The organism is Polaromonas sp., from assembly GCF_030689685.1.
In the GTDB taxonomy this organism is placed as follows: Bacteria; Pseudomonadota; Gammaproteobacteria; order Burkholderiales; family Burkholderiaceae_C; genus Polaromonas.
In genome coordinates this window covers 62,999-80,723 of record NZ_JAUYEY010000031.1, presented here as the reverse complement: position 1 = coordinate 80,723, position 17,725 = coordinate 62,999, and the positions used below count along the sequence as shown (strand labels likewise).

Here is a 17,725-nt window from a genome sequence, read left to right as displayed (position 1 = left end):
CCTGCGCGCTCAGGGGCGCTTGCTGATCACCTCATCCACCACGCCATAAGCCTTGGCCTCGTCTGCAAACATGAAGTAATCACGTTCTGTGTCGCGCTCGATTTTTTCGACGGTCTGGCCGGTGTTGTTGGCCAGGATGCGGTTCAGTTGTTCGCGCGTTTTCAGGATGTCGCGGGCGTGGATTTCAATGTCCGTGGCCTGCCCCTGGGCGCCGCCCGAGGGCTGGTGAATCATCACCCGCGAGTTGGGCAGCGAAAACCTCTTGCCCTTGGCGCCGGCGGCCAGCAGGAAAGCGCCCATGCTGGCGGCCATGCCGGTGCACAGCGTGGACACGTCGGGCTTGATGAATTGCATGGTGTCGTAAATCGCCATGCCGGCCGTCACCGAACCGCCCGGCGAGTTGATATAGAAGGAGATGTCCTTGTCGGGGTTCTCGCTCTCCAGGAAGAGCAACTGCGCCACCACCAGGTTGGCGGTCTGGTCGTTGACCGGCCCGACCAGGAAAATCACGCGCTCTTTCAAAAGACGCGAATAAATGTCATACGAGCGCTCACCGCGGCCGGACTGCTCGATCACCATCGGCACCATGCCGAGGCCCTGAATTTCCTGTGCACTGCTATACGGGCTCATATGTTCTCCAAAGGTTGGGCCTACTTTACCCAAAATAAATGGGGCTTGAAGCCGTAGCCGCAAGCCCCCGCATCAGATATTTGCCACCAAGTGGCGGGCGGAGCGCCCGCCAGCCGGTCAGTTCTGCGCCATCAACTCGTCGAAGGCAACGGCTTTTTGAACAACCTTGGCCTTGCCCATCACGAAGTCGGTGACATTGTTTTCAATCACCACGGACTCGACTTCAGCCATTCGCTTTTCGTCGCCAAAATACCAGCGCACCACGTCTTCGGGCTTCTCGTAGCTGGAAGCCAGTTCCTGCACATGGGCCTTGACCTGCTCACTGGTGGGGAACAAGTTGTTGGCGCGGGTCAATTCGGCCACCACCAGGCCCAGGCGCACGCGTTTTTCGGCTTGCGGGCGGAAGATGTCGTCGGGAATCGGCGCCTTGTCGGCGTCCTTGATACCGCGTTGCTTGAGGTCGGCGCGGGCGCCTTCGACCATGCGCTCCAGCTCGGCCTGGACAATCGCTTGTGGAACATCCAGTTCGGCGTTGGCCAGCAGTGCGTCCATCACGGCATTCTTGTTGCGGGCCAGCAAGCGAAACTTGACTTCACGCTCCAGGTTTTTCTTGATGTCGGCACGCAAGCCCTCGACGCTGGCGTCAAGAATGCCGAGCGACTTGGCCAGGGCTTCGTTGACTTCGGGCAGGTGTGCGGCTTCGATTTTCTTGACCGTGACCATGAAGTCCGCCTGTTTGCCAGCCACGTCCTTGCCGTGGTAGTCGGCCGGGAAACTCAGGGGGAAGGTCTTGCTTTCGCCGCTTTTCATGCCGCGCACCGCATCTTCAAATTCCTTGAGCATCTGACCTTCGCCGACCAGAAACTGGAAAGCCTCAGCCTTGCCGCCGGCAAAGGTTTCGCCGTCGATCTTGCCTTCAAAGTCGATGGTCGCGCGGTCACCGTCCTGGGCCGCAGCGTCCATGGCGCGCTGGGCAAAGGTGCGGCGCTGCTTGCGCAAAATGTCCACGGTCTTGTCAATGGCTTCGTCGCTGACTTCAGACGTCAGCTTTTCGACTTCGGCGTTGGCCAGGTCGCCGATCTTGACCTCGGGGTAGACCTCAAAAATGGCGTCGAAAGCCAGCTCGCCCTCGGGCGCGCCTTCCTTTTCGCTGATACGCGGCTGGCCAGCCACACGCAGCTTGGCCTCGTTGGCGGCCTGCGAGAAAGCCTCGCCGACCTTGTCGTTCATGACTTCGTAATGCACCGAGTAGCCGTAACGCTGGGCCACCACATTCATGGGGACCTTGCCGGGACGGAAGCCGTCCATCTTGACCGTGCGCGCCAGCCGTTTCAGACGGGAATCGACTTCGGACTGGATGGTGTTGACCGGCAGGGTCAAGGTCATCTTGCGTTCCAGCTTTTCAAGGGTTTCAACAGTCACGGCCATGGTCTGCTCCTAATATCCAGAATATGTAAAAGACGGACCGGCGCACGGCACTTCAAGGCTGTGCGGCAATCGTCCTGAAAATCTCAAATAGTGGTGCGCGGGGCGGGACTCGAACCCGCACAGTATTGCTACCGTCAGGACCTAAACCTGGTGCGTCTACCAATTTCGCCACCCGCGCGCCTGAAATAAAAACGGGAATCCTCAGCTTTTAGGCTGCTGGACCCCCGCCTGAAATCGGTTAACTTTCTATTTTAGCCTGTATCGGCGCCAGATTCGACCGCCGATTACCCCACGCTTGGATTTAGGCTGGCAGGGGTGTTTCCTTTTTTACCCGAAACCACGCAGCGTACATCGCAGGCAGGGCCAGCAAGGTCAGCACCGTGGCCACAATCAGCCCGCCCATGATGGCGACGGCCATCGGCCCCCAGAACACGCTGCGCGACAGCGGAATCATCGCCAGCACGGCCGCCGCAGCCGTCAGCACGATGGGGCGCAGGCGCCGGACCGCCGACTCGACAATCGCGTCCCAGGCCGGAATGCCGGCTGCCCGGTCCTGCTCGATCTGGTCAATCAGGATCACCGAGTTGCGCTGGATCATGCCCATCAGCGCGATCACACCCAGCAGCGCGACAAATCCAAACGGCCGGCCCAGCAGCAGCAACGCGCCGGCCACGCCGGCAATACCCAGCGGCCCGGTCAGGAACACCAGCATCGCGCGGCTGAAGCTGTGCAATTGCAGCATCAGGAGGGTGAAGGTCAGAAACAGCATGATGGGCACGCCGGCCACAATCGAGCTGGAGCCTTTGCTGCTCTCCTCGACGGCGCCGGCGACCTCAATGCGGTAGCCGCCCATGCCGTTTTTCTGCCACCTGGCCTCAATTGCCTTCAGGGCTGGCAGCAATTCGGCGGTCACCGTCGCGCCTTGCAGGCCTTCCACGATGTCGCTCTGTACCGTTATCGCGTAGTCGCGGTTTTCACGCCACATCACGCCCGGCTCCCAGGTGAACACCGGCTTGGCGATCTGCGTCAGCGGAATCGACTTGCCGGACGCCGTTGGCAGGTAGGCATTGGCAATGTCGGTGATGGCGTTGCGCTCGTCCATCGGCTGGCGCAGCACGATGTCGATGAGCTTGTCGCCCTCGCGAAACTGCCCCACAGTGCTGCCGCTCAGCAAGGTTTTGGACGCCTGCGCAATCGACTGGCTGGTCACGCCCAAGGCGCGCGCCTTGGACTGGTCGACTTCCAGGCGCAGCACCTTGACCGACTCGTTCCAGTTGTCGTTGACGCCGCGGGTGTTGGCGCTTTCGCGCATGGCGGCCTTGACCTCGTCAGCCCGCTCCCGCAGCACCAGCGGGTCGATGCCGACCACGCGGAACTGTACCGGGTAGGGCACCGGCGGGCCGTTGGGCAGCAGCTTGATGCGGCCGCGCACCTCCGGAAACTCCTGCGCCAGCAGTGCCGGCAACTTGATGCGCAGCGATTCGCGCAGCTTCAGGTCTTTGGGCAGCACAATAAATTGCGACACATTGGTCTGCGGGAAAACCTGGTCCAGCGGCAAATAGAAGCGCGGCACGCCCGAGCCCACCCAGGTGCTGACCGATCTGACGCCTTCCTCCTGAAGCAGACGCGCCTCGACACGTTTTGCCGTCAACTCATTGGCTGCGAACGAGGTGCCTTCCGGGAACCAGATGTCCACCATGATCTCGGGCCGGCTTGAATCGGGGAAGAACTGCTGCTGCACCTGGCCCATGCCGACGATGCCCAGCGCGAAGGTCAGCACCGTGGCGCCGATGGTGACCCAGCGGTATTCCACGCACCAGTTCACCAGGCGCCGAAAGCCGCGATAAAACGGCGTGTCGAAATGCTCCTGGTGGCCGGCATCTGCACCTTCCGGCAGCGGTTTGGCCTTGAGCAGCAAGGTGCCCAGGTAGGGCACAAAATACACCGACACGATCCAGCTCAACACCAGCGCAATCACCGTGACTGCAAAAATCGCGAAGGTGTATTCGCCCACCGTCGATTTGGCCATGCCAATCGGCAGGAAGCCCACCGCCGTGATCAGCGTGCCGGTCAACATCGGCATGGCGGTGATCTCGTAGGCAAAGGTCGCGGCGCGCACCTTGTCGTAACCCTCTTCCATCTTGCGCACCATCATCTCGACCGCAATGATGGCGTCATCGACCAGCAGGCCCAGCGCGATGATCAGCGAGCCCAGAGAAATCTTGTGCAGCCCGATACCGAAATAACTCATGGCCAGAAAAGTCACCGCCAGCACCAGCGGAATCGTGATGCCGACCACCAGCCCCGGCCGCATGTCGATGTAATAACGCCGCCACAGCGGGTGCTGACCCGGCCGCCGATGAAAACCCAGCGCGATGAAACTGACGGCCAGCACAATAGCCACGGCCTCAATCAGCACACGCAAAAATTCATTGACCGAGGTCGCCACGGCAGTCGGCTGGTCCTGGATTTGCACCAGCTCGATCCCTGCCGGCAAAGTGGTGCTGATGTGGGCCGTGGTGGCCTTGAGCGCTTTGCCCAGCGCGATGATGTCACCGCCCTTGCCCATGGACACACCCAGCGCAATCACCTCCCTGCCCTGGTGCCGCACCTTGACCGCCGGCGGATCGACATAAGCACGCTTGATCTCGGCAATGTCGCCCAGGCGCAACTGGCTGCCCGAATTGCCGCGTATCGGCATGGCGCGCAGTTGATCGACCGCCTCAAACTGCCCGGCCACCCGCACCTGCACCACATCGAGCGGGGTCTGGATGGCGCCAGCCGATTCCACGGCGTTTTGCTGGCCGAGCTGGCTCAAGACCTGGTTGAAGTCCAGCCCGAGCTGGGCCAGGCGTTTCTGCGAAATTTCGATGAACAGCTTTTCGTCCTGCACACCAAACTGCTCGACCTTGGCCACATCGGGCACACGCAGCAACTGCTGGCGCACATCGTCAGCAAAGGTCTTGAGTTCGGCATAACTGAAGCCGTCGGCCTGCAGCGCGTAGATCACGCCATACACATCACCGAAGTCGTCGTTGAAAAACGGCCCCACCACCCCGCCCGGCAAGGTGCCGCGCATGTCGCCGATCTTTTTGCGCACCGCGTACCAGACGCCGGCCACGTCGTCTGCTTTCGACGAGTCCTTGATCTGGAAAATGATCTGCGACTCACCCGGCTTGGAGTAGCTGCGTATCTTGTCGGCGTAAGGCACTTCCTGCAGCGTGCGTTCGAGCTTGTCGGTCACCTGCTCGGCCACCTGCTGCGCCGTCGCGCCCGGCCAGTAAGTGCGCACCACCATGGCGCGGAAGGTGAACGGCGGGTCTTCGTCCTGCCCGAGCTGGAAGTAGGCGGCAAACCCCAGCAGCATCAGCACCACCATCAGGTAGCGCGTCAGCGCCGGATGGTCCAGCGCCCATTTGGACAGGTTGAAGCTGTCTTTTGGTTGTTTCTGGTTCATACCAGCCTCACTTCGCCGCAGGCGCAGCAGCGGCTGCAGTCGCTATTGAATTGATAGCGGCTTGCGCAGGCGGGACAGGGGCTACAGCCACTTTTGACTGATAAATGGTGACCTTCTGGCCGGGTGAAAGCACATGCACCCCGGCGCTGACCACCAGCATGCCGGGCTGCAGGCCGGCGGCCACCACCGCTTCGTTGCCGTCGGCGGTGGCGATCTGGATGACCTGCGACTTGAGCGTCATGCTTGCCTTGTCGAGGACCCAGACCGCGCTGTTTTTTCCTTCCTGGCGCAAGGCGCTGGTCGGCAGCTTGATGACCGGCAACTTGGTCGCGCCCAGGCCCTGCGGCTGCACATACACCGTGGCGCCCAGCACGGGTGGCTCTTTGGTGTCGAGGGCCACTTTCACCGGGTAGGTCCGGGTGGCGGTGTCGGCGCTGGCCGACACCTCGCGCACCCGGCCGGCCAGTTCACCGGCCTGCGACCAGACGCGCACCTTGACCGGCGTGCCGACCCTGATCGCGGCCACCTTGTCTTCGGGCACCGAAAACACCACATCACGCGGGCCGTCTGCGGCAATACGCAGCACCAGCGTGCCGGCCGTGACCACTTGGCCGGCCTCAGCCTCGACCGCAGTCACCACACCCGACACGTCGGCGACCAGCGACGCGTAATTGGCCTGGTTGCCCTGCACTGCCAGTTGCGACTGCGCCTGCTCGAGCTGCGCCTGCGCGGCTTTGAGCGTGGTTTCGCGGCGCTCCAGTTCGGCACCGCTGATGAAGTTCTGGTCCTTGAGTTCCTTGTAGCGCTTGTAGTCGGCAGCCGCCAGGTCACGGTTAGTACTGGCGGCGGCCACCTGGGCGCGTGCGGCATCGGCGGCAAGCTTGTAGTCCTGCGGGTCCAGTTGCGCCAGCACCTGGCCGGCTTTCACATGCTGGCCGAGCTCGGCCTGGCGCCGGATGATTTTTCCGCCGACCCTGAACCCCAGCCGAGACTCGACCTGGGCTTTCACCTCGCCGGCAAACTCGTAGCTGGCCGTGAAAGAATCGGTTCCCACCGTCACCACCTTGACCGCACGGACCGGCTCCTCAGGCGGGGCAGGCTTGGAACAGGCGGCCAGAATCAGGGCGCTGCTGAGGAGAACAAAGGCTGTTTTATGCATGATGTGGTGGGAAAAAGCGGTGGCGGAGGATCAGCAAGATTGAGGAACAAATCCCGCGCTAATGACTGACCGGTTAGTAATCTAGGGTAAATCACTAGCGCTGTCAAGCGACAATCCGGGCCATGCATTCAGGCTCCCCCCACAGCACGCCGCCGGCGCTGCAGCCGCCGTCCAGCCACTATGAAAACTTCCCGGTGGCCTCCGTGTTGTGCCCGCCGCGCCTGCGGCCGGCCATCGCCGCCATCTACTGGTTTGCCCGCACCGCCGACGACATCGCCGATGAAGGCGAGGCCCGACCCGCCCAACGCCTGCAAGACCTGGCGGCCTGCCGCGACGACCTGTTCGCGGCGGCAGAAGGGCGGCCCGGTTCGAGGCGCTGGCCCCCTGTATTTGACGCGCTGCAACCGGTCATCGCCGAATTTGACCTGCCGGTGGGCTTGCTGGCCGACCTGCTCAGCGCCTTTGAGCAGGACGTGGTCAAGCAGCGCTACGCCACCGAGGCCGAGCTGCTGGACTACTGCCGCCGCTCGGCCGACCCGGTCGGGCGCCTGCTGCTGCACCTGTACGGCGTGCACGACGCCGAATCCCTGGGCCAGAGCGACAACATCTGCAGCGCCCTGCAACTGATCAACTTCTGGCAAGACCTCAGCGTGGACATTCCGCGCGGCCGCATCTACATCCCGCGCGAGTTGTGGGCGGTACACGGCGTGGACGAGGCGCAGCTAATGGCCCGCGACGTCAACCCCGCCACTACTGAATTGATAGCAACTTGCACCCGTGCGGCAAGGGCCAGGATGCTCCAGGGCATCAAACTTCCGGCCGCCGTGGCGCGCCGGCTGGGCGGTTTCGACGGCTGGCGCGCCGCGCTGGAGCTGCGCTGCGTGATCCAGGGCGGCTTGCGCATCCTCGACAAAATGGCAGCGATGGAGCACCGAACCCTCGTGCAACGGCCCAAGCTAGGCGCCTGGGATGCGGTGGTGATTTTTGGCAAGGCTCTGTGGCCGTGACGCAGTACACACTGACAAAAGACCGTACCGGCCTGCGACAATCCGAAGCATGAGCCCTGAGGAATACGTCCAGCAGAAAGCCGCCGCGTCCGGCAGCAGTTTTTACTACGCCTTCCTGTTTTTGCCGAAGGAGCGACGCGCGGCCATCACCGCCTTCTACGCGTTTTGCCGCGAGATTGACGATGTGGTCGATGAGGTGAGCGACCCCGGCGTGGCCTACACCAAGCTCACCTGGTGGCATGCCGAGGTTCTCAAGTCCTATGCCGGCGAACCGACACACCCGGTGATGAAGGCGCTGATGCCGCTGGCGCCCGCCTACCGCATCGAAGCGCGGCATCTGCAGGCGGTGATCGAGGGTTGCCAGATGGACTTGGCGCAAAACCGCTACCTCGACTTCCCGAATCTCAAGACCTACTGCCACCTGGTGGCCGGCATCGTCGGCGAAGTCGCTGCGCGCATCTTCGGCCAGACCGACGAGGCGACCACAACTTACGCGCACAAGCTCGGTCTGGCCTTCCAGATGACCAACATCATCCGCGACGTGGGCGAAGACGCGCTGCGCGGCCGCATCTACCTGCCGGTCAATGAGTTGCAGCAGTTTGATGTGAAGGCGCACGAAATTTTGAAGCGCCAATACTCGGAGCGTTTCACCGCGCTGATGAAGTTTCAGACCGGGCGCGCGCTGGCCCTGTACGACGAGGCGTTGGCGCTGCTGCCCGAGGCTGACCGTCGCGCGCAAAAACCCGGCCTGATGATGGCCAGCATCTACCGAACCCTGCTGCGCGAGATCGCGGCCGACAACTACCAGGTGCTGCACCAGCGCGTCAGTCTGACGCCACTGCGCAAGTTCTGGCTGGCGTGGAAGACCCAAGCCTTCGGAAAAGTGGTGTGAAGGTCGCCGTCATCGGCGGGGGCTGGGCTGGTTGCGCTGCGGCGGTCGAAGCCACGCGACTCGGCCAGCAGGTCACGCTGTTTGAAGCAGCCCGCATTCCGGGTGGCCGAGCGCGGCGCGTCGATGGCCAGTGGCCCGATGGCTCTGCACTGCCACTGGACAACGGTCAGCACATCCTGATCGGCGCCTACAGCGACACTTTGCAGTTAATGGCCGACCTGGGCCTGGATGCCAACACGCTGTTGCTGCGCATGCCGCTGACGCTGCAGTTTTCCGATGGCAGCGGTTTGGGCTTTCCTTCGCTGCCGACACCGCTGGACGCATTCGCAGGCATCCTGCGCGCGCGCGGCTGGTCCTGGCGCGACAAGTTTTCATTGTTGCGCGCCGCAGTGCAGTGGCAACTCAGCGGTTTCCGCTGCAACCCGGATCTGTCCGTCGCGCATTTGTGCGGCAAGCTCTCGCCCGCCGTCATGGCCACGCTGATTGAACCGCTGTGTGTCGCCGCGTTGAACACCCCCGCCGACCGCGCCAGCGGCCAGGTGTTTTTGCGCGTGCTGCGCGATGCGCTGTTTTCGCAGTCCGGCGGCTCGAATCTGCTGCTGCCGCGCACCGACCTGAGCGCGCTATTGCCCGACGCGGCACTGGCCTGGCTGGCGCAGCACGGCGCCAATGTGCGCCTCGGTACACGCGTGTTGGCCCTCGCACCTGCAGGCGCGAGCTGGCAGGTCGATGGCGAAACTTTTGAGCGCGTGATCCTGGCCTGCCCGCCGGGCGAAGCGGCGCGGCTTGCCTTGAGCAGCAACCTGCCCTGCGATGTCTGGGTGGCGCGGGCAAGCGCGCTGCAGTTTGAAGCCATCACCACGGTGTATGTCTCGTCACCCGGCACGCGTCTGGCGCAGCCCATGCTCGCCTTGCGCGCCAGCGAACCGGAAGATGATGCGCCGGCGCAGTTTGTGTTTGACCGCAGCCAGCTCGGCGGCCCCGACGGCCTGCTGGCCTTTGTGGTCAGTGCCAGCCAGGGCGACAGCGCCGCGCTGACGCAGCGCGTGCTGGCGCAGGCTCGCCAGCAGCTCAGCCTGACGCAGGCTGTCGCTGTGCAAAGCATTGTTGAAAAACGCGCGACCTTCGCCTGCCTGCCCGGCTTGCTGCGACCTGCAGCGCAACTGCTGCCAGGGCTGCTGGCCTGCGGCGACTATGTGGACGGCCCCTACCCGGCGACACTCGAAGGCGCGGTGCGTTCTGGCTTGCAGGCAGCACAACATGCTATCAAATAAATAGCTGCTAGCGCCCGCCCGATAAGGGCTGGAGGCCTCTTTTGCTTGTAAATCTACGGGAACTCAGGTCTTGACCCGGTTGCGTGCCATCACACGCACCTGCAGTTGCGCGGGCCGTGCCAGGCAGCGCTCCAGCCACTCGCCCACACGCGGGCAAGCAGCCATCGCGTCGGCGCGCTGGGCCCAGGCCAGCACCGAAGCCACGCAGATGTCGGCCACGGTGAAACGGTCGCCGGCAATATAGCTGCGGCCCTGCAGGTGTTGCTCCAGCACCTGCAACACTGGTGCGAGGCGTCGGTCGGCTTGCAGCGCCAGTTCCGGCTTGCGGCGTTCTTCAGCCATCGCCACGCGGTGCATCAGGAAAGTCAGCGCGTCTTTTTCGCACTCGGTCACGGCCCAGAAGGTCCAGCGCAGGATCTCGGCGCGTTCGGCATGGTTCTGCGCCGCCAGCGACTGGCCGTCCGGGCCAGTGAAACGTTCCGCGAGGTAGAGCGCGCAGGCCATGGACTCCCACACCACGATGCCGTCGTCGTCGATCACCGGGATGTGGCCGTTGGGGTTGAGCGCCAGAAACGCTGGCGTGCGCGTGGCGCCGCCTTCGTAGACCTGCGCGATGTGTTCGTACGCCAGGCCCAGTTCCTGCGCGGCCCACAGCGGGCGCGAGGTGCGCGAGGCGGCGATGCCGTAAATCTTCAAGGTCATGCCTGCGCCTCTGCGGCCTTGAACAGGTCGCACAACTCGGTCAGGCTGGTCACGGTTTCGTGCGGCGAGGCATCATGCGTCCACAAATGGTCCAGCCGGTTGATCCAGGCGGTCTGCATGCCGGCATTGAGCCCGCCCAGCACGTCCAGCGTGGCGTCGTCGCCCACATGCAGCACGTTGTGCGCCGGCACCTCCACGGCGCCGGCCGCCGCATGAAAGATCCGCGGGTCCGGCTTGCCCACGCCGAACTGCTGCGCGCTGATCGCGGCCCGGAAATACTTGTCAAGCCCGACGCGCTGGATGTCGGCATTGCCGTTGGACAAGGCCACCACCGGGTAACGCGAGGACAAAAATTCGAGCGCCATCAGCGCGTCGTCAAACAGCGTGACTTCGTGGCGTGCCGCAAAAAAAACCTCGAAGGCGTCGTCGGCCAGCAGCGGATTTTCCTTGGAGCGGTACAGCGCCAGACGGATCGCCTCGCGCCGGATCGCGCTGAGGTTGTGTTTGAGTTCGGGCCGGGTTCGCACGATCTGTTCGCGGATATCGTGCCTGGCGGTGGGGTTGGCAAACATGGCGGCGGTCATGGGCGCGTGGCGGCCCAGCCATTCATCGAGTGCGGCCTCGGCCCGCTCTATGGCGGGCCACACGGGCCAGAGGGTATCGTCAAGGTCAATGGATATGGCTTTAATAATTGTCAGGTCAAGCATAGGTAGGGGAGAATAACCCATGACTTTCGCCCCCGAACCACCCTTCACGCACGGCCAGCCCGCAAAAGCCGCATCGGCCACCGCCGTGTTGTATTGCAACCTCGGCACGCCCGATGCACCGACGGCCGCCGCGCTGCGCCCCTACCTGGCGCAGTTCCTCAGCGACCACCGTGTGATCGAGATTCCCAAAGCCGTCTGGTGGCTGGTCCTGCACGGCATCATTCTGCGCGTGCGGCCCAAAAAGTCGGCGGCCAAATATGCCAGCATCTGGACGGCGGAAGGCTCCCCGCTCAAGGTGTGGACTGCGGCACAAGCGGCAGCGCTGGGCAACACGCTGGGCGCGCGTGGCCACCACGTCGCCGTGTCTTACGCCATGCGTTACGGCAACCCGTCGATCGCCTCGCAACTCGATGCACTCAAGGCCGAAGGCGCCACGCGTATTCTGGTGCTGCCGGCCTACCCGCAATACAGCGGCACCAGCACCGCCAGCGTGTTCGACGCGGTGTACAGCTGGGCCGCCAAAGTGCGGCGCATTCCCGAGCTGCGTTTTGTCAACAACTACCACGACCACCCAGGCTACATGACAGCGCTGGCGGCACGCGTGCGTGCGCATTGGGCCGCACAGGGCCGGGCCGACAAACTGGTCATGAGTTTTCACGGCGTGCCCGAACGCACACTGCATCTGGGCGACCCTTACCACTGCGAGTGCCACAAAACCGGGCGCCTGCTGGCCGAAGCGCTGGGTCTGGCGAAGGATCAATACGTGGTGACCTTCCAGTCGCGCTTCGGCAAGGCCAAATGGCTGGAACCCTATACCGAGCCGACCCTGGTGGCGCTGGCGCAGGCCGGCACCCACAGCGTCGATGTGATGTGCCCAGGCTTCACCGGTGACTGCCTGGAAACGCTGGAAGAAATCAGCATGGAAGCGCGCGAAGCCTTTCTGCACGCCGGCGGCACAAGCTTCAGCTACATCGCCTGCCTCAACAACAGCCCCGAATGGCTTGAGGCGCTGGGCGACATCGCCGAGCAGCACCTGGCCGGCTGGCCTACGCGGGCCGCGCCGGATGCGCAAGCGTTGGCCGCGTCACGCGCTGCGGCGCTGGCGCTAGGTGCCAAGCAGTAAGCAGGCAATAGGCGCTCTGTTTTTGATAGCTGCTCGCGTCCGTCCAGCATGGGCTAGCATCTTTTTTATGCTTGATGAAACAAATGGAAGTGATCGGTTTTGTCGGGGCAAGGCGAAAACTTTCAGCGACCGACGAGGGGCGCACTGATGCCTGAATTCCTGCTCAGCCCACTCAACGACGGTGTCTGGCGCGTGATGCACAGCCAGCAGGGCCACGTCGGCAACCTCAAGCGCATCGGCAGCGTGTGGAAGTTCAAGGCGGTGGGTTACGGCCCCGGTGGTGAAGTTTTTCCCGGAGGAGGCCCGCTGACCGAACGCCACAACACAGTGTTTGCGGCGCCCGATGAAGCGCTGGTCAATGCAGCGCTAAGGTCGCCCTAAAAATCCTGTCCAATAGCGCCATGGAACCCAGCAGCAACACAAACGCCACGACAGACCAGCGCCTGACCGAGCTCGAGATCAAGGCCTCCTTCACCGAAGACCTGCTCGACAAACTCGACAGCGTCATCGTGCGCCAGCAACAACAAATCGACGCCCTGATCCGCGAGATCGCCGATTTGAAACAGCAGGCGCCGGTGGAGGGTGGTGTGGGTGCGGTGCGCAGTTTGCGGGATGACTTGCCGCCGCATTTTTGAGGGTTTTATCCCCTTCTTTCGCAGGATGCGCCCGCCCCCTTGCCCAGCCTAGAATCGTGCGGTATTTGACGGCCTTTTATCGATCTGCGAGGAAGACGCGATGTTCAAAAAACTGTTTCGTGACAAGCCCTTGAACCATAACTCGGTGTCTGAGTTAGACCGCAGCCGCCAAGTTATACCGCTGCTCTTGCGGGATACATTACTTTTTACGTCAAGGGCAAGCAAGTGAGCATCGATCTTTCCGGATACTGGTCAAAGGTGCGGCAGACAAAGCAAGGATGGGCGCATCCAGATGACGAAGACTTGCTTGGTAGAGAGCCGCATACGTTCAATCTTGACTTTCCACCGCCAGCGTTCGTGGGTGACATAGAGAACGCAAAGATTATTGTCTTGGCCGCGAATGGGGGCTACAGCGCAAGCGTTACGCCTGGCGAGTTTGCTGCGATTGGTGCAGCGGACCGATATTTGAAGCGCCTTTCATTTCCGGCGGAAGCAGACTGGCAGGAAGTTGCGCCGTACTATCGAGGTATCAACTATTCGGAATTGGTCTTCAGCGGCAAGGCTGCGATAGTCAATGCTTGCGCTTATCGCAGTCCGAAGATCAGCGAAGAACCCGACAATCGAAGACTCATCAAGAAGCTTCACTCTGCTCAGTTCACTCGGCGTTGGCTAATTGAGGTCGTTCTACCCCAGATGCAGGCGGGTAGTAGGGTTATTGTCGGCAAGCGGCATGGCTTGTGGGATCTTCCGAGTTCCATTAAGCAGAGCAATGGTTTCATTGCTGATCCAGCACCAGTTTCCCCACATTTTTCGGTAGCCGTATGGGAGCAACTGAAGAACGTATAACTCAACGTTAGGCCGCTCAATACGACACCTACATCATGCGAATAGAATTCGACGACCTCTCCCGCCCTGCAATCCAAGAACTCCTGAGCGAGCACTTGGCAAACATGTACGAGTTGAGCCCGCCCGAGCAGGTGTTCGCCCTGGATCTGTCAAAGTTAAAGTCTCCAGACATCACCTTCTGGACCGTCTGGGACGACGACCTGTTGCTCGGGTGTGGCGCACTGAAGGAGTTGACTTCAAGGCATGGAGAAATAAAGTCCATGCGCACGCCGCAAAAGCTTCGCGGCCGCGGCGCTGGCCGTGCAGTACTCCATCGAATCATCGAGACCGCAAGACAACGCAGGTATAGCCTGGTCAGCCTGGAGACTGGCACGCATCCCGCGTTCTTGGCTGCACAGCAGTTGTACAGGAGTGCAGGCTTCCAAGAGTCAGGCCCATTCGCCAACTACAAAGAAGACCCGCACAGCCTGTTCATGGAACTTCGGCTGCCCGAGAGTGCGGCCTAACCCATCATTCGATTGGACCCACATCGGCATGGCGCTCATGGCGTTCATTTCATCCTGGGCCATGCGTGTCCTGCCGGCGCGGGCTGCTCAGCTAAAATGTCAAGCTTTATCCAAAAAAGTATGCCCTTCATTTGGACCGATCAGTTAACGGACATCGACTGGAACGAACTTTCCGCGTTGTATGCAGCGACGCCTTTAGGCAACAAGAGTCCTGCCAGCCTGCAAACCGTCTTCACCCACAGCATGTTCCGCTGCTTCGTCCATGAAAACGGAAAACTCGTCGGCGTGGGCCGCGTGCTGGCTGACGGCGTGGACTGCGCTTACATCTGCGACATCGCCGTGTTGCCCAGCCACCAGGGCACCGGCCTCGGCAAGGAGATCGTCAGCCATCTGGTGAACCTGTCCTGCGGTCACCGCAAGATCATTCTTTACGCGGTTCCCGGCAAAGAAGGCTTTTACCGCAAGCTGGGTTTCAAACGCATGACAACCGCGATGGCCATTTTCGACGACCAGGCAGGTGCCATGGCGCGCGGCTACATCAACGAGACCTGACTCCTGGATGGTGGGTCAAGCCCGCAATCACAAGCCAAACGCGCCGTTTGGGCATCAAATCGGCCTCCAGCCCATAGCCAGCGGGCACAAGCAGCTATCTATTCAGTAGCAACCCCGGCCCGGCTGGCCGCCTTGATAAACCCCGATACCCGCTCGAGCTGATCCGGCACATTGAGTGCTGGCGCATGGCCGCAGCCTTCGATCTCTACCACTTGCGTCAAGCCCTGCGCTCCGGGGCCGCGTATCAGCATCTCGGCTGTGGTCTCACGCAGCACCAGGTCGGAGTCGGCGCCGCGCAGGCACAGCACCGGAATACTCAGCGCGTCGTAGTGGTCCCAGATCAGGTAGTCGTCGGGGTGGTGCGTGAACTGCTGCACCATCGCCGGGTCGTAGTGCGGCGTGACCTGGCCATTGGGCAGGCGGCGTGTTGAGGTTTCAGTCAGCCGCCGCCACTGCGCATCGCTGAGCCAGCCATAGGGCTTGTAAACCTGGCGCAAGAAGGCTTCGAGCTCGCGCACGGTGTCAAAGGCCGGCGGGTTGCCGGCGTAAGAGCGTATGCGCTGTATCGCCGCGTCGGCAATTTTTGGCGCGGTGTCGTTGAGCACCAGACTCTGGATGCGGGCTTTCAGGCTGGGCTCGAACAAGCCCGACGCGCAGACCAAACCGATGGCACCACCCATGGAGGTGCCGACCCAGTGCGCGCGCTCTATCTTCAACTGGTCAAAAAGCTCAGCCGCAATACGCGCGTAAAACGCGAGCTGGTACTCCTTGGCCGGGTCCGGGCTCCACTGGCTCAGGCCACGGCCAATCGTGTCGGGGCAGATCACGCGGTAACGCGTGCTCAGGTGTGCCGCCAGTTCGTCCATGTCGCGCCCGGTGCGCGCCAGCCCATGCCAGGCGATCACGGTGGCGCTGTGCTGCGAGCCCCATTCGGTGTAATGGATTTCGCGGCCGGCGCAGCTCAGGTAATGCGACGTGAAGGACATTGGACAGGACTCTCTGTGATCTGTTGTTGTGCGTACCGCGGGCGGTGTTACTTCAGCAGCTTGCCGGTGCTGCCGATCACCGTGACCTCGACATAACGCGAGCCGATGCGGTTGCTGGGCGAGTAGTTGACGATCACGCCGCCGGTGTCGTAGCTGGTCATGCCTTCCAGGGCCTTGACCACCTTGGCGCGCGTCGGGTTCGGGCCGGCGCGGCGCAAGGCTTCCACCAGCACCTTGGCACCCACAAACTCCTCAAAGCTGGTGTAGTTCACAAGCTCCTTCGGCGCGTACTTCTTGAGCAGCGCCTGGTACTCGCGCACCACCGGTGCGTTGGGCATGAAGGGGTAAGGCACCACCTGGCTGATGCCCAGGCCGTGGGCGTTTTTCAGGCCGGCCAGCTTGACCAGTTCGGCCGGGTCCACCACCGAGATGTTGTAGAGCTGCGCGCCGCCGCCGGTTTCGCGGTACCCCTGGGCGTTGATGTGCTCAAAGTAGATTTTCCCGCCGACCACCATCTGGTGACCGGTGCTGGCCAGCACGCCCGACAGCGGCACCACCTGAGCGATCACGATGTCGGCTGCCGACACCAGCCCGCCTGCCGCGCTCAAAGCCAGCGTCACCAGCGCGGCCACCGTCTGTCGACCCCCGTGTCCAAACGTCTTGCTCATCATGGTGTTGTCTCCTGCTTGTTGTTGCCTGAACTCAGGCTTTTCCATTTGCTACCTCCTTACGACCGCCTCGCTAACTTGTTGATTTGCGCGGCGCGCAGCCGCCCCACCACACCAGTGGGAAAGTAATAGACAGACAACACAAACAGCAGGCCCAGCCAGAGCAGCCAGCGGTCGGGCGAAAGAAGGGCCGCCAGCCAGGGCAGGCCAGAGGCCGCTTCGCTGCCCAGGCGCAGCAGGTCTTGCAGGTAACTTTGCGCCACCAGAAACAGCACCGCGCCAATGGCGGAGCCGTAAATCGTGCCCATGCCGCCGATCACGACGATCAGCAGCACGTCGATCATGATTTCAAACGACAGCGAAGTGTCGGGCCCGTTGTAGCGCAGCCAGAGTGCCAGCATGGCACCGGCCAGCGTGGCGAACAGCGCCGACAACACGCTGGAGGTGGTGCGGTAGACGACCACGCGGTAACCGATGGCTTCGGCGCGAAACTCGTTTTCGCGGATCGCCTGCAGCACGCGGCCAAACGGTGAATTGACGATGCGCAGCAGGCTCAGCAACAGCACCACGGTGACCACAAACAGCAGGTAGTAGGTCAGCAGACGCCCGTCGATGGACACACCGAGAAAGGGTTGCTCGAAAAACTCCATGCTGGGCGACAGCAGCTCGGGCACCTTGAAGCTCAGGCCGTCTTCGCCGCCGGTGATCTCCGACAACTGCGAGGCCAGGGTCTGGAAGGCCGAGGCCACCGCCAGCGTGATCATGGCAAAGAAGATGGCTTTGACCCGCAGCGAAAACAGACCCACCAGCAGCGACAGCACAAAGGACAAGGCCAGCGACGACAGCAGCCCGGCTGCCAGCGCCTCCCAGGTCGGCCCCAGGCGGGTTGTCGCTACGGCGATGCCATAAGCACCAATGCCAAAAAACATGGTGTGCGCAAAACTGACGATGCCGGTATAACCCAGCAGCAAGTCAAAGCTGGCCACCAGCACAATAAAAATCAGCACCTTGGCCGCAACGTTGAGCGCCTTCACGCCGGGAAAAATAAACGGCGCAAAGGCCAGCGCCAGCAACAGGCCCACCAGAATGACGGCCAGCACGCGGCTGCGCGGAAAGTCGTTGGAAAGAACGCGGGTGAGGAAGGGGTTCATGG

General features: G+C 62.3%; 17 protein-coding genes, 1 tRNA gene and 1 pseudogene. 9 read left to right on the top strand and 10 right to left on the bottom strand.

What is annotated here, in order from left to right; all coding sequences use genetic code 11:
- Positions 1-9: 9 nt before the first annotated feature.
- The 5 genes from clpP to Q8O29_RS08745 all read right to left on the bottom strand — a co-directional run bounded on the left by clpP (position 10) and on the right by Q8O29_RS08745 (position 6,674).
- Positions 10-630, bottom strand: a complete 621-nt coding sequence (clpP, locus tag Q8O29_RS08765) for an ATP-dependent Clp endopeptidase proteolytic subunit ClpP (protein ID WP_305561888.1) — start codon at positions 628-630, stop codon at positions 10-12.
- Positions 631-747: 117 nt separating this feature from the next.
- Positions 748-2,058 (bottom strand): trigger factor, encoded by a 1,311-nt coding sequence (gene tig, locus Q8O29_RS08760; protein WP_305561886.1) that lies wholly within the window; start codon positions 2,056-2,058, stop codon positions 748-750.
- A gap of 91 nt (positions 2,059-2,149) precedes the next feature.
- Positions 2,150-2,236: transfer RNA gene (locus Q8O29_RS08755), tRNA-Leu, on the bottom strand.
- Positions 2,237-2,359: 123 nt separating this feature from the next.
- Positions 2,360-5,515, bottom strand: coding sequence for an efflux RND transporter permease subunit (locus Q8O29_RS08750; RefSeq protein WP_305561884.1), 3,156 nt, complete (start codon positions 5,513-5,515; stop codon positions 2,360-2,362).
- A 7-nt stretch (positions 5,516-5,522) separates the two neighbouring features.
- Positions 5,523-6,674, bottom strand: coding sequence for an efflux RND transporter periplasmic adaptor subunit (locus Q8O29_RS08745; RefSeq protein ID WP_305561882.1), 1,152 nt, complete (start codon positions 6,672-6,674; stop codon positions 5,523-5,525).
- 122 nt (positions 6,675-6,796) lie between these two features.
- Between Q8O29_RS08745 and hpnC the strand changes: the two genes are divergently transcribed.
- From hpnC to hpnE, 3 genes are read left to right on the top strand one after another with little or no spacing between them, the layout of a single operon-like run.
- On the top strand, positions 6,797-7,681 hold the full coding sequence (gene hpnC / locus Q8O29_RS08740) for a squalene synthase HpnC (RefSeq protein WP_305561880.1): 885 nt from the start codon (positions 6,797-6,799) through the stop codon (positions 7,679-7,681).
- 49 nt (positions 7,682-7,730) lie between these two features.
- Complete coding sequence (gene hpnD, locus Q8O29_RS08735; RefSeq protein ID WP_305561878.1) at positions 7,731-8,573, top strand: presqualene diphosphate synthase HpnD; 843 nt, start codon at positions 7,731-7,733, stop codon at positions 8,571-8,573.
- Entirely contained in the window at positions 8,570-9,847 is a 1,278-nt protein-coding gene (gene hpnE / locus Q8O29_RS08730; protein WP_305561876.1) for a hydroxysqualene dehydroxylase HpnE, read from the top strand. The genes hpnD and hpnE overlap by 4 nt, the downstream gene beginning before the upstream one ends.
- A 63-nt stretch (positions 9,848-9,910) precedes the next feature.
- Here the strand turns inward: hpnE and Q8O29_RS08725 are convergent, their stop codons facing one another.
- Both Q8O29_RS08725 and Q8O29_RS08720 read right to left on the bottom strand, forming a co-directional pair.
- The gene (locus Q8O29_RS08725) at positions 9,911-10,549 is read right to left on the bottom strand and encodes a glutathione S-transferase family protein (RefSeq protein ID WP_305561874.1); all 639 of its coding nucleotides are present in this window, start codon (positions 10,547-10,549) and stop codon (positions 9,911-9,913) included.
- Positions 10,546-11,256 carry an HAD family hydrolase gene (locus Q8O29_RS08720; protein ID WP_305561872.1) on the bottom strand — a complete coding sequence of 237 codons (711 nt, stop codon included), beginning with the start codon at positions 11,254-11,256 and terminating at the stop codon, positions 10,546-10,548. Before Q8O29_RS08720 ends, Q8O29_RS08725 begins: the two co-directional genes overlap by 4 nt.
- A 19-nt stretch (positions 11,257-11,275) precedes the next feature.
- Here Q8O29_RS08720 and hemH point away from each other — a divergent pair, with 19 nt between their 5' ends.
- From hemH to Q8O29_RS08690, 6 genes are all read left to right on the top strand, one after another.
- Positions 11,276-12,379, top strand: coding sequence for a ferrochelatase (gene hemH, locus Q8O29_RS08715; protein WP_305561870.1), 1,104 nt, complete (start codon positions 11,276-11,278; stop codon positions 12,377-12,379).
- Between the two features lie 147 nt (positions 12,380-12,526).
- The gene (locus Q8O29_RS08710) at positions 12,527-12,760 is read left to right on the top strand and encodes a hypothetical protein (protein WP_305561868.1); all 234 of its coding nucleotides are present in this window, start codon (positions 12,527-12,529) and stop codon (positions 12,758-12,760) included.
- A gap of 20 nt (positions 12,761-12,780) precedes the next feature.
- A complete protein-coding gene (locus Q8O29_RS08705) occupies positions 12,781-13,014 on the top strand; it encodes a SlyX family protein (protein WP_305561866.1) in 234 nt (77 codons plus the stop codon).
- A 225-nt stretch (positions 13,015-13,239) separates the two neighbouring features.
- Entirely contained in the window at positions 13,240-13,860 is a 621-nt protein-coding gene (locus Q8O29_RS08700) for a hypothetical protein (protein WP_305561864.1), read from the top strand.
- A gap of 35 nt (positions 13,861-13,895) precedes the next feature.
- Positions 13,896-14,366: a GNAT family N-acetyltransferase gene (locus Q8O29_RS08695; RefSeq protein WP_305561862.1), complete on the top strand. Its 471-nt coding sequence runs from the start codon at positions 13,896-13,898 to the stop codon at positions 14,364-14,366.
- A 120-nt stretch (positions 14,367-14,486) separates the two neighbouring features.
- Positions 14,487-14,918 carry a GNAT family N-acetyltransferase gene (locus Q8O29_RS08690; RefSeq protein WP_305561860.1) on the top strand — a complete coding sequence of 144 codons (432 nt, stop codon included), beginning with the start codon at positions 14,487-14,489 and terminating at the stop codon, positions 14,916-14,918.
- A 98-nt stretch (positions 14,919-15,016) separates the two neighbouring features.
- Here the strand turns inward: Q8O29_RS08690 and Q8O29_RS08685 are convergent, their stop codons facing one another.
- From Q8O29_RS08685 to Q8O29_RS08675, 3 genes and pseudogenes are all read right to left on the bottom strand, one after another.
- Positions 15,017-15,904 carry an alpha/beta fold hydrolase gene (locus Q8O29_RS08685; protein ID WP_305561858.1) on the bottom strand — a complete coding sequence of 296 codons (888 nt, stop codon included), beginning with the start codon at positions 15,902-15,904 and terminating at the stop codon, positions 15,017-15,019.
- A gap of 47 nt (positions 15,905-15,951) precedes the next feature.
- A pseudogene (locus Q8O29_RS08680) lies at positions 15,952-16,377 on the bottom strand (ABC transporter substrate-binding protein); the annotation flags it as partial.
- Positions 16,378-16,631: 254 nt separating this feature from the next.
- Positions 16,632-17,723 (bottom strand): branched-chain amino acid ABC transporter permease, encoded by a 1,092-nt coding sequence (locus tag Q8O29_RS08675; protein WP_305561856.1) that lies wholly within the window; start codon positions 17,721-17,723, stop codon positions 16,632-16,634.
- Positions 17,724-17,725 lie beyond the last annotated feature (2 nt).

Bases quoted from the DNA above. Each gene is read 5' to 3' on its own strand.
- clpP (WP_305561888.1), bottom strand. From the start codon at position 630: ATGAGCCCGTATAGCAGTGCACAGGAAATTCAGGGCCTCGGCATGGTG.
- tig (WP_305561886.1), bottom strand. From the start codon at position 2,058: ATGGCCGTGACTGTTGAAACCCTTGAAAAGCTGGAACGCAAGATGACC.
- Q8O29_RS08750 (WP_305561884.1), bottom strand. From the start codon at position 5,515: ATGAACCAGAAACAACCAAAAGACAGCTTCAACCTGTCCAAATGGGCG.
- Q8O29_RS08745 (WP_305561882.1), bottom strand. From the start codon at position 6,674: ATGCATAAAACAGCCTTTGTTCTCCTCAGCAGCGCCCTGATTCTGGCC.
- hpnC (WP_305561880.1), top strand. From the start codon at position 6,797: ATGCATTCAGGCTCCCCCCACAGCACGCCGCCGGCGCTGCAGCCGCCG.
- hpnD (WP_305561878.1), top strand. From the start codon at position 7,731: ATGAGCCCTGAGGAATACGTCCAGCAGAAAGCCGCCGCGTCCGGCAGC.
- Q8O29_RS08725 (WP_305561874.1), bottom strand. From the start codon at position 10,549: ATGACCTTGAAGATTTACGGCATCGCCGCCTCGCGCACCTCGCGCCCG.
- Q8O29_RS08720 (WP_305561872.1), bottom strand. From the start codon at position 11,256: ATGCTTGACCTGACAATTATTAAAGCCATATCCATTGACCTTGACGAT.
- hemH (WP_305561870.1), top strand. From the start codon at position 11,276: ATGACTTTCGCCCCCGAACCACCCTTCACGCACGGCCAGCCCGCAAAA.
- Q8O29_RS08710 (WP_305561868.1), top strand. From the start codon at position 12,527: ATGCCTGAATTCCTGCTCAGCCCACTCAACGACGGTGTCTGGCGCGTG.
- Q8O29_RS08705 (WP_305561866.1), top strand. From the start codon at position 12,781: ATGGAACCCAGCAGCAACACAAACGCCACGACAGACCAGCGCCTGACC.
- Q8O29_RS08695 (WP_305561862.1), top strand. From the start codon at position 13,896: ATGCGAATAGAATTCGACGACCTCTCCCGCCCTGCAATCCAAGAACTC.
- Q8O29_RS08690 (WP_305561860.1), top strand. From the start codon at position 14,487: ATGCCCTTCATTTGGACCGATCAGTTAACGGACATCGACTGGAACGAA.
- Q8O29_RS08685 (WP_305561858.1), bottom strand. From the start codon at position 15,904: ATGTCCTTCACGTCGCATTACCTGAGCTGCGCCGGCCGCGAAATCCAT.
- Q8O29_RS08675 (WP_305561856.1), bottom strand. From the start codon at position 17,723: ATGAACCCCTTCCTCACCCGCGTTCTTTCCAACGACTTTCCGCGCAGC.